The sequence below is a fragment of the Pseudomonas asiatica genome (assembly GCF_040214835.1).
GTDB lineage: Bacteria > Pseudomonadota > Gammaproteobacteria > Pseudomonadales > Pseudomonadaceae > Aquipseudomonas > Aquipseudomonas putida_Z.
The window spans coordinates 2757948-2776291 of the sequence record NZ_CP157874.1 but is presented as its reverse complement, the minus strand read 5'-3'; the positions used below and the strand labels follow the sequence as shown (position 1 = coordinate 2776291).

Annotated in this window: 8 protein-coding genes; 1 reads left to right on the top strand and 7 read right to left on the bottom strand. The window is 65.0% G+C overall.

The features are described from left to right. Positions 1-141: 141 nt before the first annotated feature. The 3 genes from ABNP31_RS12445 to ABNP31_RS12435 all read right to left on the bottom strand — a co-directional run bounded on the left by ABNP31_RS12445 (position 142) and on the right by ABNP31_RS12435 (position 2532). Positions 142-564: an anti-virulence regulator CigR family protein gene (locus tag ABNP31_RS12445; RefSeq protein WP_350013365.1), complete on the bottom strand. Its 423-nt coding sequence runs from the start codon at positions 562-564 to the stop codon at positions 142-144. Positions 565-822: 258 nt separating this feature from the next. Next, positions 823-2073, bottom strand: a complete 1251-nt coding sequence (locus tag ABNP31_RS12440; RefSeq protein ID WP_350013364.1) for a cation:dicarboxylate symporter family transporter — start codon at positions 2071-2073, stop codon at positions 823-825. 45 nt (positions 2074-2118) lie between these two features. Further along, a complete protein-coding gene (locus ABNP31_RS12435) occupies positions 2119-2532 on the bottom strand; it encodes a VOC family protein (protein WP_085663642.1) in 414 nt (137 codons plus the stop codon). Between the two features lie 90 nt (positions 2533-2622). Between ABNP31_RS12435 and ABNP31_RS12430 the strand changes: the two genes are divergently transcribed. Then, complete coding sequence (locus ABNP31_RS12430; RefSeq protein ID WP_350013363.1) at positions 2623-3480, top strand: LysR family transcriptional regulator; 858 nt, start codon at positions 2623-2625, stop codon at positions 3478-3480. 9 nt (positions 3481-3489) lie between these two features. Here the strand turns inward: ABNP31_RS12430 and ABNP31_RS12425 are convergent, their stop codons facing one another. The 4 genes from ABNP31_RS12425 to ABNP31_RS12410 are packed head-to-tail and all read right to left on the bottom strand — an operon-like array spanning position 3490 to position 17953. After that, positions 3490-4677 (bottom strand): HlyD family efflux transporter periplasmic adaptor subunit, encoded by a 1188-nt coding sequence (locus ABNP31_RS12425; RefSeq protein ID WP_061302352.1) that lies wholly within the window; start codon positions 4675-4677, stop codon positions 3490-3492. After that, positions 4667-6829: a type I secretion system permease/ATPase gene (locus tag ABNP31_RS12420; RefSeq protein WP_350013362.1), complete on the bottom strand. Its 2163-nt coding sequence runs from the start codon at positions 6827-6829 to the stop codon at positions 4667-4669. The genes ABNP31_RS12425 and ABNP31_RS12420 overlap by 11 nt, the downstream gene beginning before the upstream one ends. Further along, positions 6819-8090, bottom strand: a complete 1272-nt coding sequence (locus ABNP31_RS12415) for a TolC family protein (RefSeq protein WP_025338979.1) — start codon at positions 8088-8090, stop codon at positions 6819-6821. The genes ABNP31_RS12420 and ABNP31_RS12415 overlap by 11 nt, the downstream gene beginning before the upstream one ends. Next, positions 8090-17953: an Ig-like domain-containing protein gene (locus ABNP31_RS12410; RefSeq protein WP_350013361.1), complete on the bottom strand. Its 9864-nt coding sequence runs from the start codon at positions 17951-17953 to the stop codon at positions 8090-8092. Before ABNP31_RS12410 ends, ABNP31_RS12415 begins: the two co-directional genes overlap by 1 nt. Between the last annotated feature and the right edge of the window lie 391 nt (positions 17954-18344).

The window sequence follows — 18344 nt, the reverse complement described above, 5'->3', positions numbered from 1 at the left end:
GCGGGCATGCCCCACAAGGACCCCACCTGCCGAAGGAATGCGCTGTCCCTGTGGGAGCGGGTTTACCCGCGAACACCGGCGCAGCCGGTGCCAACCACCGCGTCACCTGCCGGGGGCGCTCGCTGACACCTGCGCCTGACGTCAATCCAGCGCGCCGTTCAACACCTCGTAGATAATCCCCGTAGCAACTGCCACCAGGATCAGGTCCGCACCCGCCTGCATCCATTCATAGCCATCGTAATGAGGCAGTTGCCCCAGCAGCCTGCCATCCAGCTTCTTGGCGATACCCGGCGGCAGTGGTTTGCCACGGGCCAGGTTCTTCTGAATGCCGGGGGGCAGCGCCGGCCCTGCGCTCCAGTAGCTGCGGTGCCCGTCAAGAATGCCAAGCACATCGCCACGGTTTATCGACGGCCCACCATACGAGCCCCCGTGGCCTTGACCATGCTGGCCCTTGTCCTTGCCATGGCCCTGCCCTTTACCATTACCCGGGTCGGCATAAGTGAGCACCGGCCCCACCGCCAGCGCGATCGAGGTAGCGATAACTGCCCACCGACGCTTTGCCATAGCTGTTTCCTTACACCAGAGACGTCCCAGCACTGTAGACCAAAACCCGGTTCAGGGTGAAAGTCCCCAAACCCGGGTCAGGGCTTGGCACTCCGATAGAGCATGATGGCTGCCACATCGAGTGCCAACACGGCAACGGCGAAGAGAAACATGAAGTACAGATCTTCTGGAAACATGGCCGTATCCCCAAATGGGCAGGTTTTCAGGGATGCAGCAATTCCCGTTCCAAACGCCTGGCTGAACGAACCTGCCCATCTGCTATCGAGATGATTGCTCCGTAACCACGACATCAGCCGGCAATGTTCCAGCGCGGCTTTCCCATTTTGCGACCACGATCGGCGCCAGCGCATTACCGAGCACGTTCAGTGCCGTAACGGGCATGTCCATCAAGCGATATACCCCTGCAATCAGGGCCACGCCTTCCAATGGCAAACCTGCCGCTGTCAGGGTTGCAGTGAGAATGACAAACATGAACCCGGGCACTCCGGCAGCGCCTTTGGACGTCAATACCATGATGAATACCAGCATCACCTGGTCGGCCAGGGCCAGTTCAATATTGTAGGCCTGCGCGATAAACAGGGTACCCAGGCCCGCAAACAGCGACGCGCCATCCAGATTGAATGAATAACCCAACGGGATCACCAGCGACGTGATCGCTCGCGGCACACCCCGTGCTTCGGTCTTGGCCATCAATTGCGGCATGACGGTGGCAGAACTCGCGCTGCTGAAAGCCAGTATCAGTTCATCCTTGAAGGCCTTGATGATCTCGAAGATATTCTCGCCAACAGCCCTGGCAACAAGGCCCAGCACGGCAATCGCGAAGAATAGTACCGCCACATAAGTAATGGCTATCAGCTTTGCCAGCGGCATCAGTGAATCAATCCCGAAGGTCGACACGGTGACAGCTATCAGGGCAAAGATGCCGATCGGTGAGTAGGCCATGACCATATGGGTGACCTTGAACATGGTATCCACTACCGTCTGCAGCACGGCAACCAAAGGCTGCCTCCTGGGTTCATCCAGCGTAGACAGTGCCACCCCGAACAAGATGGCGAAGAACAGTACCGACAACAGCTTCGCCTCTGCCATTGCGGCCACTACGTTATCAGGAATGATGCCCAGCAATACCTTGCCGAGCCCTGCCGAACCATTTTGCACCGGTGGCACTGCTTCACTCGCCGATGAAACGGCGAAACCCGCACCGGCGCCTGGCTGGAGCACGTTACCGACCAACAAGCCGAAAATGATTGCGACCCCGGTCACAACAAAGAAATAGACAAGGCTTTTTGTTCCCACCCGCCCCAGGGCGCGCTTGCCAGAGCCGGCTATGCCTACCACCATGCAGGAAAACACCAGCGGCACGATGATCATTTTCATCAGTTTTATAAACGCGTCACCCGCCGGCTGTAGCACTTGCTCGATCCACCACCCGTTGTAATCGGGAAAATGATTCAACAACACGCCAACACATATACCGACAGCCAGACCAATTGCAATTTGCGTGATCAAATTTATTTTTATTCTCACAGGACTGATCTCTGTTTTTATAAGACACTAGGAAGCAAAGACTGCATTCAAACTCTTGAACCCCTTGATTTCGATCGGATTACCACTTGGGTCCAGGAAAAACATTGTCCTCTGCTCGCCAGGCTCACCCTCGAAACGTACAACCGGTGGAATTTCGAACTGCACGCCCAGAACTTCAAGGCGTTCAGCCAAGGCTTGCCAGCGATCCAGAGGCAATATCACCCCGATATGAGGCATCAGTACAAGGTGCGGGCCGACCTTGCCGGTGCGGCTGGTTTCAAAGGGTTTGCCCACATGCAGAGATATCTGGTGACCAAAGAACTCGAAGTCTACCCACGTATCAGTGCTACGCCCCTCGACACAGCCAAGAACCTCTTTATAGAATTTTCTTGCTTCATCCAGATCTTTGACATGATAAGCAACATGAAAGGGTGTCAACATGATGGTACTCCTCGAACGGAGCCACTATCCTCACACCGCCCGGCATTCATGTACACCAACTGACACTTGGTCTGAGCATAAGCATTACTTATGGACATTCAAAATCTGGAAAGCCTCATATCTGTTGTTGAATGCGGTTCCATTGCGGGTGCGGCAAAGAAAGCAAATGTTTCAGCCGCTGCAATAAGTTTGCGCATTCGAAACCTGGAGAAACACTTGGGCTGCACTCTCTTCAATAGAGAGGCACACGCGATAAGGCCGACAGAAAAGCTGCTGGCATTGATTCCACGGATACGTTGCATCGTCGAGCATGCCAATCAGCTCAGGAACGACCTGAACGCCGATACGCTGACCGGGGAACTGCGCATTGGCGCCATATCAACCGCCCTCACCGGCCTTGTACCGGCAGCACTGGAGCATTTGTCATCCTCCGCGCCCGACCTCAAACTCACCATCACGCCCGGTGACTCGAAACTGCTTCATGACAAGCTGATCAATCAGGAACTGGATGCGGCAATTCTGGTGGCGCCACCCTTCAAGACAGCAAAATCGTTGAGAACGCTCACGTTGCGCAGCGAACCGCTGTGCTTGTTGGCACCTGCCGCGGCCTCCCGGGCTGAAGCGCAGGCAATGCTGGCCACCGGGCCCTATATCCGATACGCCGTCGATTCCTGGGGCGGCCTGATAACCCAGCGCTATCTGGACGATCTGGGTCTCGCGCCCAGCGTGGCTTGCGACCTGGATGCGCTCGAGGCCATCAGCCTGCTGGTGTCGCTGGGGCAAGGTGTTTCCTTGGTACCGCAATGGCCGTCATTGCTGGAGCAATCGCCAAACGCCCTCATTCTGACCGATAACCCAAGGTACTGCCGCGACATAGTGCTGGCCTACAGTGCCGGCCATCACCGCACGTCGGCAATCAAGCTGCTGGCATCCGTACTGATGGCCTGACACCCCAGTTCAGTACAGACGGGCCTTGATCAGCGGGCGCAGCAAGTAATTGAGCACGCTGCGCTTGCCGCTGAGGATATCCACCTCGGCAACCATGCCGGGGATGATCGGCAACACCTCCTCGCCGCGCTTGAGCTGGCTGCCGTCAGTGCGGATCAGCACCTGGTAGTACGACTCCTTGCCATGGGGCGTGTCCTCCTCGATGGTGTCGGCGCTGATCTGCTCCAGGGTGCCCTTGAGGTCGCCATAGATACTGAAGTCGTAGGCGGTGATCTTCACCTTGGCCGGCATGCCCGGCACCAGGAAGGCCACGTCGCGCGGCTTGATCCTGGCCTCGACGAGCAGGCGGTCCTCCACCGGGATCACTTCCATGATCGCCTCGCCGGGCTGGATCACCCCGCCACGGGTGTTGATCAGCACAGTGTTGACCCGCCCACGCACCGGCGAAACGATCCCGGTACGGCGCAGCTGGTCCTGGCGCTGCTGGACAATCGGCTCCAGGGCACTGAGGTCGGCCTTGCGCTGTGAGCGTTCGGTATAGGCATCCTGGAAGTAGCTGCTCTTCAGCTCGGTCAGCTTGCCGTTGAGGGTAGCGATGTCCTGGCTCAGGCGCAGCGCCTCCATCTGGCTCACCGCACGCTTGGCCACCAGCGGGCGGACCAGGTCGAGCTGGCTCTGGGCCAGGCTGATCTGCCTCTGGATTGCCTGGCTGCCTTCGAGCAGCTTGTCCCGCCGCGACTTGAACAGCTCGCGCTCGGAACGCGCCAGCGGCCCTTGCGGGTCGATGTCCGGCGGGAACTCGATGGCCGCCTTGCCCAGCACTTCAGCGTCCAGCCGGGCGATGGCCGCGCGCAGCACCCCGGCCTGGTTGGCCGACTCCTGGAAATTGGTGAGAAAGCGCGTCTCGTCCAGGCGCAGCAGCGGCTGGCCGACCTCCACCAGGTCGCCCTCCTGCACCAGCAGACGGTCGAGAATGCCCCCTTCCAGGCTCTGGATCTTCTGGATACGGCTGAACGGCACCACCCGCCCATCGCCGCGCGTCACTTCATCGAGCTCCGCCCAGGCGGCCCAGGCGACGAACAGCAAGACGCTGCCGAGCAGGGTCCAGAGCAGCGGGCGATAGACAGGGTGAGTGGTCGCCAGCAAGGGGTCGGCCAGTTGCCGGCGCAGCACTACAGAACTCTTTTCAGCTGCCATGGCCGGCTCCTTCGGCGACCTGTGGCGCCTGCACCTGGTTGCCCAGCACCACCTGGTTCAGCGGGCCGTCCATGATCACCTGGCCGTTGCGCAGCACCACCGCACGGTCCACCAGCGCCAAGACGCTTTTCTTGTGGGTGGTGATGATCAGGGTACGGCGGCCCAGCCATTTCTGCAGATAGTCGATGACCTGTTTCTCGCTGTTCTGGTCGAATGCCGCGGTCGGTTCGTCGAGCAGCAGGATCGGTGGGTCCTGCAACAGCACCCGGGCCAACCCCACCGCCTGGCGCTGGCCACCGGAGAGACTGGCGTTGCCCTGGATCGGCATGTCCAACCCCAACGGGTGGGCGCGCACAAAAGTACTCAGCCCCACGCCATCGAGGGCTTCCAGCAATTCCTCGTCGCCCAGCGCGGCGTTGGCCAGGTTGAGGTTTTCGCGCAGGCTGCCGTGGAACAGCGCCACGTCCTGCGGCAAGTAGCCGATGCCGCGCTGGCGGTCGGCCGGGTCGAGCTGGCTCAGGGCGATGTCGTCCAGCAACAGCCGGCCGGATTGCGCGTCGAGCAGGCCGCTGAGCAGCCGCAGCAGGGTCGACTTGCCAGCACCGTTGCCGCCGAGCAGCGCCACCCGCTCGCCGGCCTGGATGTTCAGCGCCTGCACATCGACCACCGGTGGGCTGTCGCCGTGGGCCAGGCGCAGCGCCTCCAGGCGGTAATGCCCGTGGAGCCGGTCGCGGTGCACGAAGCGCTTGCCGGCGGGCCGCTCCTGCTCGGCGGACATCAGCTGGTCGAGGCCCTCCAGCGCCACCTTGGTGTGCTGCCAGCGGCCAAGAATGGCGGCAGCCTGGGACAGCGGTGCGATGGCCCGCGAGGCCAGGATCGAACAGGCCACCAGGGCACCGACGGTCATCGCGCCGTCGCTTATCCGGTAGACGCCGAACACCACCACCCCGACATAGCACAGCTGCTGGACGATGCTCGCCGAATAGCTGAGGGTCGAGGCCAGGGCGTGGGTCTTCATTGCGGTACCGGCCAGCTCCCCGGTGAGCGTCTCCCACTGCTGGCGGCAGCGGCCTTCGGCACGCGCAGCCTTGACCGTCTCCAGGTGTTCGAAGGCTTCCAGCAGCACGCTGTTCTTCATCGCCCCCTCGCGCAGGTTCTGCCGCGACAGGTGCCCCAGCAGGCGCTGGGTCAGCAGCCCAGGCAGCAGCATCAACACGCAGGCCACCAGCGGCACCCACACCACATGGCCACCGATCACGGCAATGATCAACAGGAAGATCACCACGAACGGCAGGTCGCTGATCAGTGCGGCGCTGGACGAAGTGAAGAACTCGCGGACCGACTCGAACTCACGCACCTGGGTACTGAACGCGCCCATCGACGCCGGTTTGGCGGCGATCCGTGTGCTCAGCACACGCGCGAACAGCAGGCTCGACAACTGCAGGTCCAGGCGCTTGCCGAGAACGTTCAGCAGGTGCCCGCGAAGGATCCGCAATACCCCGTCGACGATGATCGCCAGGGCCACGCCGCTGGCGAGTATCCAGAGGGTATCGAAGGCCGCGTTGGGTACCACGCGGTCGTACACCTGCATGGCGAACAGCGCCGAGGCGACGGCCAGGACGTTGGCCACCAGGGCCGCCGCCGTGACTTCCGCATAGGAGCGCCAGAGCCGCTTGAGCGGCCCGAAGAACCAGTGCTCCGGCAGGCCGCTGGCGTAGTCGCCCACCCGCCCGTCGGGGTGGTAGCGGCACTTGGCGAACACCGCCGTGCCGCTGTAAAGCGCCTCCAGAACGGGCAGCGCCATGCACTCACGGCCGCCGTCGCTCTGCGGCACCAGCACCTCGTACTGCTCACCCTCGATGCCAACCAGCAGCAGGCTGCGGCCATCGTCGAGCAACAGCAGGGCCGGCAGCAGGTAGGCGTCCATCTGCCGCAACGGCAGCTCCGCAACCCTGGCAGTGATGTCGGCGCGGCGCAGGGCGCGGGCGACCAGGCGCAGCGGCAGGCGTCCGTGCTCCAGTGCCAGGCCGTCGACCAGCTCGGCGTCGCCCAGCGGCCGGCCCAGTTGCCGGCACAGCAGCAGCAGGCCCTGGCGCAGCGGGTCGTCGTGGTTCAGGGTCACGACATTATCCGGGGATTGTTCAACTTCCATGATTCAACCGATTCTCCAGTAATGCCCCCAACAGCCCGACCTGCGCGGCCGCCCGGTACTCGATGCGCTTGCGCTCGATGTGCAGATTGATCAATTGCCGCTCGGCCTCGAAGCGTTCGCGCTGCACATTGAGCAAGTCGATCACGTCGCGCCGGCCGACCTCGAACTGCTCGCGGTACAACTCGCCCACCTGCTCCGACTCCGTCACCTGCTGGCTCAGCGACTGTTCCCGCCAGCGCAGGGTGTCGCCATTATCGAAGAGCGTCTGCAACTGCCGGCGGATGTCACGCTGCATCGCATCGGCCGTCCATTGCGCCGACTCCAGACGCTGTTGCGCAGCGGTCGGCCGGCGGAAGTTGGAAAGCCCCTGGAAGGTATCCATGCGAAAGCGCAGCGACATCACCGAGTCGCTTTCCGGGCGACCGCCGATCTCCCGGCGCAATGCGGAGGCCTCCAGGTTCAACTGCGGCAGCAACGAAGCCTTGGCCTCGCGGACTTGCGCCTCGGCGACATTGGCGTCCTCCAACGCCTTGCGCTGCAACGGTGACTCGCGGATCACCCGCGTCATGTCGCTGGCAGCCAGGTAGCGCTGCAGCGACATCGGCTCGGGCTCCACCAGCTCGGAGGGGTCCTGGCCAACCAGGATCGCGTACTGGTTGCGCGCGTCCTGCAGGTTGCCCTTCTCCAGCGACAGCTGTTCCTGGGCACGCGCCAGTTCGAGGTTGGCGCGGTCCAGTTCGCTGCGGTCGGCGTAACCGTCGCTGCCGCGCGCCTGGGTCATCTCGCGGATGCCGTCGAGGCGCTGGATGTGCTGGCGCACCGTCTCCACCCGGCGCTCCGAGGCAAGCACATCGAGATAGGTCTCGACGATATCCAGCGCCGCATCGTCGCGCGCCACCAGCACCGCCTCGGAAAGCTTGCGCCGGGTCGCGCTGGCGCTGTCGACCTTGCTCGTCACCCTTCCCCAGTCATACAGCATCTGCGAGACGGTGACGTCGTAGACGACCTCGCCAACGTCGAACTCCTGCGGCCCTCCGGACATGGTGACAGAGGGGTAATAGCCACCCTTGGCGATCTCCACCTCGGTGCCCGCACGATCCGCCTCGGCCATCGCCGAACGCACCTGCGGGTGGATCGCCAATCCCGCCCGCACCGCCTGGTCAAGCGGGATGGCCGGGGCGGACAACGGCAGCCCCAGGCACAGGAGCCAGAGGGCTCCCGCGCCACGGCGCCGTCCCTTGAGCACGGACAGGCCGCGCATCAGACCACGACCTGTACCGTGTTGTCCTCGATCAGCAGGGTACTGCTGCCAAAGTTGTAGACATCGTAGGTAATGCCGTTGAGCTGCTGCGTGGTCCCGGTGTTCACGGCACCCACCACGTTGAGGGTGTCGTTGCTCTCGCCGGTAATCTGCAGCACGTTGTTGGCATCGGTGATGGCGTCGACCTCCGCCGCGGTCAGGGTCAGCACGCTCCCCGAGTTGCCCCTGCCAAGGTCGATACGCTCGATGTTGGAGAGCGTGCCGACGCCGACGGCGTTGTAATCGAGGTCGATGCCGTCGGCCAGGACCAGCGTGTCGAAGCCGGCGCCGCCGTCGATGCTGACGAAGTCGGTCGCGGTGATCTGGATGGCATCGTTGCCGTTGCCGGCCACCACGTGATCACCGGTCCCAACGTTGAAGATCAGGTCGTTGCCATCACCTCCATTGATGTGCTCCGAACTGCCGCTCGCCCCAGACATGACGTCGTCCCCCGAGGTGCCGTTGACGTCGATCTGGCCGATATTCAGTGACAGCCCGTTGGGGGTCAGGGTGATGCCGTAGGCCGAGCTGTCGTTGCTGTTGGTGTCGGTGGCGACGATGTTGAACGAGATCTGCGAACCGAGGTTGAGGATATCGGTGATGTTCAGCCCCAGCTGGGTGAGGACGGTCGGGCTCAGCAGGTTCAGCGAGAAGTTGCCGGAGCTGTCCGCCTGGATCGGCAGCAGCTCGACGTTCAGCGCAGGGGTGATGACACGGATCACCACGCTGGAGTCCGGCTCGGTGGTGCCGCTGAAACCGAACCGCGGGTTCAGCGGGTTGAGGCTGACATCGACGCCGAAGTTGCCGATGGTCACTGGCTGCTCGATGCTGCCGCCAACGCCGATGGTTGCCACATTGCTCGTGTTGCCGGCCGGATCCTCGCCGGTTACCGAAACCTGGGCGTTGAGCAACTGGTCCAGGGTAAGGTCGATGTCCAGGTCGGTGAGCAGGTTCAGCGAAGCCAGCCCGCTGTTGTCGGCTGTCACCGTGGCGGTGGCGGTGACGCCGCCGATGTCCACTTCAACCGTCAGTTCGGTTCCCGGATCGGTGGAGATAGTCAGGATGCTGCCCACCAGCGACAGCACCGGGGTCGCAGGCGGGATGGTGTCGACGGTGAACGGCACCGGGGTCGAAGCAGTGCCGCCATTGATGTCTGCGGTGACGGTAGAGGCACCCTCCGGGAACGGCCCCATGCCACCGCCAGGGGGAATGGTCACGGTGACGCTGCCGGCCAGGATATCGCTGGCGGTGATGGTGTGCGTTGCCTGCGTCTCGTAGCCGTTCTGCCCGGCGAAGGCGACGGTGATCACCTGGCCGACCTGCATGGTCGGGCGGATCGTCACGTCGACCTGGATGCCGTCGCTGATCTCCGCAGCGTTGATCCAGGTGTCGGCGGCTTCCGGCACACTGATGGTCGGCGGCGCCAGGTCCGGCGCGTTGATCGTCGCCGGGCCGCTGAGGTTGCCGGCAGCGTCGGCGGTAACCCCGCTGATCAGCTCGCCGGTGATCAGCGGTGGCGCCAACGGCAGGCTGAAGTTACCGGCGCCGTCGACATTCACCGTGATCGGGTTGGCGGTATCGCCGTCGATCACGAGACGTACCTGGCTGTTCGGCTCGGCGGTACCGGTCAGCAGCGCACCGTCGGCACTGATGCTCAACAGCGGTGCCGACGGCGCCACCGAGTCGACCGTGGTACTGGCCGGGCCACTGCTGTTGCCGGCGGCGTCCTCGGCCACCGCGTTGACCACCGTGCCATTGGCCAGCGGCGTGGTTGGGGTGAAGCTCCAGTCGCCACTGCCGTCGGCGCTCGTCTCGCCGATCGGATTGCCGCCACCATCGGTGAGGATGACGGTGGCGCCGGGCTCAGCAGTACCCGTGAGGACCACACCATTGCTCGGCTCGATAGTCGGCGCGGCCGGGGCGATGGCGTCAACGGTGACGCTGCTCGGCCCGCTGGTATTGCCGGCCGGGTCCTGGGCCACGGCGTTGATCACCGTGCCGTTGGCCAGCGGCGTGCCGGGCGTGAACGACCAGTTGCCACTGCCGTCGGCGGTCGTCTCACCGATCGGGTTGCCGTTGCCGTCGGTGAGGATCACCTTGGCCCCGGCTTCGGCGGTACCACTGATCTCGGTGCCGTTGCTCGGCTCGATCGTCGGCTGGCCGGGGGCTACCGCATCCACCGTGGTGCTGACCTGTGGGGTGCTGGTGTTGCCAGCGGCGTCCTGGGCCACGGCGTTGATCACCGTGCCGTTGGCCAGCGGCGCACCAGGCGTGAAGGCCCAGTTGCCAGTGCCGTCAGCGGTCGTCTCGCCGATCGGGTTGCCGTTGCCGTCGGTGAGGATCACCTTCGCCCCGGCTTCAGCGCTACCCGTGATCACGGTCCCGTTGCTCGGGTCGATCGTCGGCTGGCCAGGTGCGACTGAATCCACCGTGGTGCTGGCTGGCAGGCTGATATTGCCGGCCGGGTCCTGGGCCACGGCGTTGATCACCGTGCCGTTGGCCAGCGCAGGCGCAGGCGTGAAGGTCCAGTTGCCACTGCCGTCGGCGGTCGTCTCGCCGATCGGGTTGCCGCTGCCGTCGGTGAGGATCACCTTGGTCCCGGCTTCGGCGGTACCACTGATCACCACCCCGTTGCTCGGGCTGATAATCGGTGCGGCCGGGGCGATGGCGTCAACGGTGACGCTGGCCGGCCCGCTGGTATTGCCGGCCGGGTCCTGGGCCACGGCGTTGATCACCGTGCCGTTGGCCAGCGGCGTGCCGGGCGTGAACGACCAGTTGCCGCTGCCGTCGGCGACGGTCTGGCCGATCGGGTTGCCGCTGCCGTCGGTGAGGATCACCCTGGCACCGGCTTCAGCGGTACCACTGATCTCGGTACCGTTGCTCGGCTCGATCGTCGGCTGGCCAGGGGCTACCGCATCCACCGTGGTGCTGACTTGTGGGGTGCTGGTGTTGCCAGCGGCGTCCTGGGCCACGGCATTGATGACCGTGCCATTGACCAGCGGCGTACCGGGCGTGAACGACCAGTTGCCGCTGCCGTCGGCAGTGGTCTGGCCGATCGGGTTGCCGCTGCCGTCAGTGAGGATCACCTTGGCCCCGGCCTCAGCCGTACCACTGATCACCACCCCGTTGCTCGGGTTGATGACCGGTGCGGCCGGCGCGACGGCGTCAACGGTGGCGCTGGTCGGCCCGCTGGTGTTGCCGGACGGGTCCTGAGCCACGGCGTTGATCACCGTGCCGTTGCCCAGCGCAGGCGAAGGCGTGAAGGCCCAGTTGCCACTGCCATCGGCTGTCGTCTGGCCGATCGGGTTGCCACTGCCGTCGGTGAGGATCACCTTGGTCCCGGCTTCGGCGGTACCACTGATCACAACCCCGTTGCTCGGGTTGACGATCGGTGCGGCCGGGGCGATGGCGTCAACGGTGACGCTGGCCGGCCCGCTGGTATTGCCGGCCGGGTCCTGGGCCACGGCGTTTATCACCGTGCCATTGGCCAGCGGCGTGCCGGGCGTGAACGACCAGTTGCCGCTGCCGTCGGCGGTAGTCTGACCTATCGGGTTGCCGCCGCCGTCGGTGAGGATGACAGTGGCGCCGGCTTCGGCAGTACCACTGATTTCCGTGCCATTGCTCGGTTCAACAACCGGAGCGGCCGGCGCCACGCCGTCCACGGTAATGACCGCCGGCGCACTATCGGTCCCACCGGGGTTGCGCGCCACCGCGTTGACCACGGTGCCATCCGGCAACGGAATGCCGGGTGTGAACGACCAGTTACCGGCGCCGTCGGCGGTGACCTGGCCGATCGGGTTGCCGCTGCCATCGGTGAGGATAATGGTGTTACCGGCATCGGCAGTACCGCTGATCACCGAGCCGTTACTCGGGTCGACCTGCGGAATCGACGGCAGCGACGAGTCCACGGTGGTGCTACCTGGAGCACCCGTATTGCCGGCGGCATCGGTCGCCGTGGCGTTGACCACGGTACCATTGGGCAGTTGTGTGCCCGGGGTGAACGTCCAGTTGCCGCTGCCGTCGGCAGTGACTTCGCCAATCGGATTACCATTGCCATCGGTGAGAGTCACGGTGCTGTTCGGCTCGGCAGTACCGTTGATCACGGCGCCGTTGCTCGGATTGACCACTGGCGCGGCGGGTGCGATCGAATCCACCGTGGTGCTGCCCTGCGGGCCAGTGTTGCCGGCTGGGTCCTGGGCGACGGCGTTGACCACCGTGCCATTGGCCAGCGGCGTGGTCGGGGTGAAGCTCCAGTCGCCGTTGCCGTCGGCGGTGGTTTGGCCGATGGGGTTGCCGCTGCCATCGGTCAGGATGACGGTGCTGCCCGGCTCGGCGGTGCCGCTGATTTCGCTGCCGTTGCTTGGCTCGACGACTGGTGCGGCCGGGGCTACCGAGTCCACTGTGGTGGCGGCCTGCGGACCGGTGTTGCCGGTCAGGTCGGTTGCCGTGGCGATGATTACGGTACCGTTGGCCAGCGGCAAGCCGGGGGTGAAGCTCCAGTTGCCGCTGCCGTCGGCGGTGACCTGGGCGATCGGGTTGCCGCCGAGGTCGGTCAGGGTGACGGTGGCGCCCGCTTCAGCGGTACCGTTGATGGTCGCGCCGTTGGTGGGATTGATTACCGGTGCAGCCGGCGCGCTGGAATCGACGGTGACCGTCGCTGCCGGGCTGGTATTGCCAGCCGGATCGCTCGCCGTGGCATTGACCACCGTGCCATTGGGCAGCGGCGTCGCTGGGGTGAACGTCCAGTTGCCGCTGCCGTCAGCGGTGACTTCGCCAATGGGGTTACCGCTGCCGTCGGTGAGGGTCACGGTGCTGTTCGGCTCGGCGGTGCCGCTAAGACTGCTGCCGTTGCTGAGATTGATGGTAGGTACACCCGGGGCCACGCCGTCCACGGTGGTGCTGGCCGGCCCGCTGGTATTGCCGGCCGGGTCGGTCGCCGTGGCGTTGATCACGGTTCCGTCGGCCAGCGGCGTACCGGGGGTGAAGCTCCAGTCGCCGCTGCCGTCGGCAGTGGTCTGGCCGATCGGGTTGCCGCTGCCATCGGTCAGGGTGATGGTACTGCCTGGCTCGGCGGTGCCGCTGATTTCGCTGCCGTTGCTCAGTTCGACCACTGGTGCGGCCGGGGCTACCGAGTCCACCGTGGTGGCGGCCTGCGGACCGGTGTTGCCGGTCGGGTCGGTTGCCGTTGCGATGATTACGGTACCGTTGGCCAGCGGTGTGCCGGGGGTAAAGCTCCAGTTGCCGCTGCCGTCGGCGGTGACCTGGCCGATCGGGTTGCCGCTGCCATCGGTCAGGGTGACGGTGGCACCTGCTTCAGCGGTACCGCCGATGGTCGCGCCGTTACTCGGATTGATTACCGGTGCAGCCGGCGCGCTGGAATCGACGGTGACCGTCGCTGCCGGGCTGGTGTTGCCAGCCGGGTCGCTCGCCGTGGCATTGACCACCGTGCCATTGGGCAACGGCGTGGCTGGGGTGAACGTCCAGTTACCGCTGCCGTCGGCGGTGGCTTCGCCAATCGGATTACCACTGCCGTCGGTGAGGGTCACGGTGCTGTTCGGCTCGGCGGTGCCGCTAAGACTGCTGCCGTTGCTGAGATTGATGGTAGGTACGCCCGGGGCCACGCCATCCACGGTGGTGCTGCCCTGCCCGCTGGTATTGCCGGCCGGGTCGGTCGCCGTGGCATTGACCACGGAGCCATCCGGCAACGGTGTGCCAGGGGTGAACGACCAGTTGCCGCTGCCGTCGGCGGTGGTCTGGCCGATGGGGTTGCCGCTGCCGTCGGTCAGGGTGATGGTGCTGCCCGGCTCGGCGGTGCCGCTGATTTCGCTGCCGTTGCTCGGCTCGACCACCGGCGCGGCCGGGGCCACCGAGTCCACTGTGGTGCTTGATGGAGCGCTGGTGTTGCCGGTCGGGTCGGTCGCGGTGGCGTTCACCACGGTGCCGTTGGGTAACGGGCTGCCCGGAGTGAAACTCCAGTTGCCACTGCCATCGGCGGTGACCTGGCCGATCGGGTTGCCGCTGCCATCGGTCAGGGTGACGGTGGCACCTGCTTCAGCGGTACCGCCGATGGTCGCGCCGTTACTCGGATTGATTACCGGTGCAGCCGGCGCGCTGGAATCGACGGTGACCGTCGCTGCCGGGCTGGTGTTGCCAGCCGGGTCGCTCGCCGTGGCATTGACCACCGTGCCATCGGGCAACGGCGTGGCTGGGGTGAACGTCCAGTTACCGCTGCCGTCGGCGGTGGCTTCGCCAATCGGATTACCACTGCCGTCGGTGAGGGTCACGGTGCTGTTCGGCTCGGCGGTGCCGCTAAGACTGCTGCCGTTGCTGAGATTGATGGTAGGTACGCCCGGGGCCACGCCATCCACGGTGGTGCTGCCCTGCCCGCTGGTATTGCCGGCCGGGTCGGTCGCCGTGGCATTGACCACGGAGCCATCCGGCAACGGTGTGCCTGGGGTGAACGACCAGTTGCCGCTGCCGTCGGCGGTGGTCTGGCCGATCGGGTTGCCGCTGCCGTCGGTCAGGGTGATGGTGCTACCCGGCTCGGCGGTGCCGCTGATTTCGCTGCCGTTGCTCGGCTCGACCACCGGCGCGGCCGGGGCCACCGAGTCCACTGTAGTGCTCGATGGAGCGCTGGTGTTGCCGGTCGGGTCGGTCACGGTGGCGTTCACCACGGTGCCGTTGGGTAACGGGCTGCCCGGTGTGAAACTCCAGTTGCCACTGCCGTCGGCGGTGACCTGGCCGATCGGGTTGCCGCTGCCATCGGTCAGGGTGACGGTGGCACCCGCTTCAGCGGTACCGCCGATGGTCGCGCCGTTGGTGGGATTGATCACCGGTGCAGCCGGCGCGCTGGAGTCGACGGTGACCGTCGCTGCCGGGCTGGTGTTGCCGGCCGGGTCGCTCGCCGTGGCATTGACCACGGTGCCATCGGGCAACGGCGTGGCTGGGGTGAACGTCCAGTTACCGCTGCCGTCGGCGGTGGCTTCGCCAATCGGATTACCACTGCCGTCGGTGAGGGTCACGGTGCTGTTCGGCTCGGCGGTGCCGCTGAGGCTGCTGCCGTTGCTGAGGTCGATGGTGGGCACGCCCGGGGCCACGCCATCCACGGTGGTGCTGCCCTGCCCGCTGGTATTGCCGGCCGGGTCGGTCGCCGTGGCATTGACCACGGAGCCATCCGGCAACGGTGTGCCTGGGGTGAACGACCAGTTGCCGCTGCCGTCGGCGGTGGTCTGGCCGATCGGGTTGCCGCTGCCGTCGGTCAGGGTGATGGTGCTACCCGGCTCGGCGGTACCGCTGATTTCGCTGCCGTTGCTCGGCTCGACCACCGGCGCGGCCGGGGCCACCGAGTCCACTGTAGTGCTCGATGGAGCGCTGGTGTTGCCGGTCGGGTCGGTCACGGTGGCGTTCACCACGGTGCCGTTGGGTAACGGGCTGCCCGGTGTGAAACTCCAGTTGCCACTGCCGTCGGCGGTGACCTGGCCGATCGGGTTGCCGCTGCCATCGGTCAGGGTGACGGTGGCACCCGCTTCAGCGGTACCGCCGATGGTCGCGCCGTTGGTGGGATTGATCACCGGTGCAGCCGGCGCGCTGGAGTCGACGGTGACCGTCGCTGCCGGGCTGGTGTTGCCGGCCGGGTCGCTCGCCGTGGCATTGACCACGGTGCCATCGGGCAACGGCGTGGCTGGGGTGAACGTCCAGTTACCGCTGCCGTCGGCGGTGGCTTCGCCAATCGGATTACCACTGCCGTCGGTGAGGGTCACGGTGCTGTTCGGCTCGGCGGTGCCGCTGAGGCTGCTGCCGTTGCTGAGGTCGATGGTGGGCACGCCCGGGGCCACGCCATCCACGGTGGTGCTGCCCTGCCCGCTGGTATTGCCGGCCGGGTCGGTCGCCGTGGCATTGACCACGGAGCCATCCGGCAACGGTGTGCCTGGGGTGAACGACCAGTTGCCGCTGCCGTCGGCGGTGGTCTGGCCGATCGGGTTGCCGCTGCCGTCGGTCAGGGTGATGGTGCTACCCGGCTCGGCGGTACCGCTGATTTCGCTGCCGTTGCTCGGCTGGACCACCGGCGCGGCCGGGGCCACCGAGTCCACTGTAGTGCTCGATGGAGCGCTGGTATTGCCGGTCAGGTCGGTCGCAGTGGCGTTCACCACGGTGCCGTTGGGTAACGGGCTGCCCGGTGTGAAACTCCAGTTGCCACTGCCGTCGGCGGTGACCTGGCCGATCGGGTTGCCGCCGGCATCGGTCAGGGTAACGGTGCTGCCCGGTTCAGCGGTGCCACTGATCGTGGTGCCATTGCTGGGGTTGACCACTGGTGCAGCCGGGGCCTGCGCATCCACTGTCGTGCTCGTCGGAGCGCTGGTGTTGCCAGCTGCATCCTGGGCCACCACGTTGATCACGGTACCGTCGGGCAGCGGTGTCGCGGGGGTGTAGCTCCAGTTGCCACTGCCATCGGCCGTCACCTGGCCGATCGGATTACCGCTACCATCGGTGAGGGTCACGGTGCTGTTCGGCTCGGCGGTACCGCTGAGGCTGCTGCCGTCGCTCAGGTCGATGGTGGGAGCGCCCGGCGCCACGCTATCCACGGTGGTGCTGCCCTGCCCGCTGGTATTGCCAGCCGCGTCCTGGGCCACCGCGTTGACCACGGTACCATCGGGCAGCGGGGTCGCGGGGGTATAGCTCCAGTTGCCGTTGCCATCGGCCGTCACCTGGCCGATCGGGTTACCGCTTCCATCGGTGAGGGTCACGGTGCTGTTCGGCTCGGCGGTACCACTGAGCTCGGTACCATTGCTCGGGTTGATCACGGGTGCCGCTGGCGCCACGCCGTCGATGATGATGCTGGCGGGCGGGCCGCTGTTACCGGCGGCATCCACTACCACTGCTTTGACCACCGTGCCATCGGGCAGTGGGCTATCGGGTGTGTACGACCAGTTACCGTTGCCGTCGGCAGTAGTCTGGCCGATGGGGTTGCCGTTGCCGTCGGTGAGCACCACGGTGCTGCCCGGCTCGGCGGTACCGCTGATGCTGGAGCCGTTGCTCGGGTTGATTTGCGGCGCATCGGGGAAGTCAGGGGCCTGCACGGTCGCGGGCGGGCTGCTATTGCCGGCCGGATCGGTCACCACCACGGTAACCGTTTCGCCGTTGGTCAGTGGCGGATTCAGTGGAATCTGGAATTTGCCGTCGGAGCCGACCACCACGCTGACGTCGGTTTGCCCGTCGCCGTTGCTGTCGATGCCCACGGTGGCGCCCGGCTCGGCCGTGCCGCTGATGCTGCTGCCATCTGGGGCAATCTGCAGTCCGCTGGCAGGCGCCGGTGCCGTGGTGTCAGGCGGCACACTGCCGTCACCGCCGCCACCACCACCGCCGCCGCCATCGTTGCTGTTGGCGATCGCGACGCCGCCGCCAATGATCGCAGCCCCAGCCAGCAATGCAGCGCCGGGGCTGAGCCCGGCAATGGTGCCGTCGGCGCCAGTGAGCGACTCGAACCCGGCCGCAGTTTCCTGGGGCACATAACCTGCCAACAGCGGCCCATCGGCAGCGACCGGGGGCAGGTCGACGGCCAGCAGCTTGTCCCGGTCTACCAGGTACAACTGGCTTACCGGCTGCCCTTCGACATAGAAGTTGGCAATGCGCAGGCTCTCGCCAGACTTCAGTTGTACGATCAGGTCCGCCCCGCTTTTTGTGTAGCTCGTCACGCTTTCTGGAGCAATATCCAGAACAATGTTACTGCTCTGAGTAAGCGTCAGGATTCCGTTATCGGGGATTGCGATGGGGGCGGCAGAATTAACACTTTGAGCGAGGGGAGATACCTTGGCCTGAATCGACATACGTGACAGTCCTTTTGTCTACAGCACGACCGAGCGATCGCACGCGTATATCCACAAATAGCACGCCCCCCATAAAACGCCAGACGGGCTTTAAAATATTTAAGGAAGGTCTCTTGCGGGGAGGGTCATCATCGAGGCTCGCAAAAATCTACTTGATCTATTACTTTTGAGTTAGCCCTTTCCTCGCTGCAGGATGGCGTAACTGAAAGTTGGTCTTAACAGGAAGGTATTAGTTGAAAAGTAGCCGCCCCCACACCTTGATAAATGCAAACAAATCGTGTTTGCTTCCAGCTCCTGACGAACCTTTCAACTTGAGCCTGGGTCAGCTCGACAGCAAGGCAGATTATCGAGCAACATGAGACAGTAGGCCGCTCGGTGCTGGCCTTCGAGC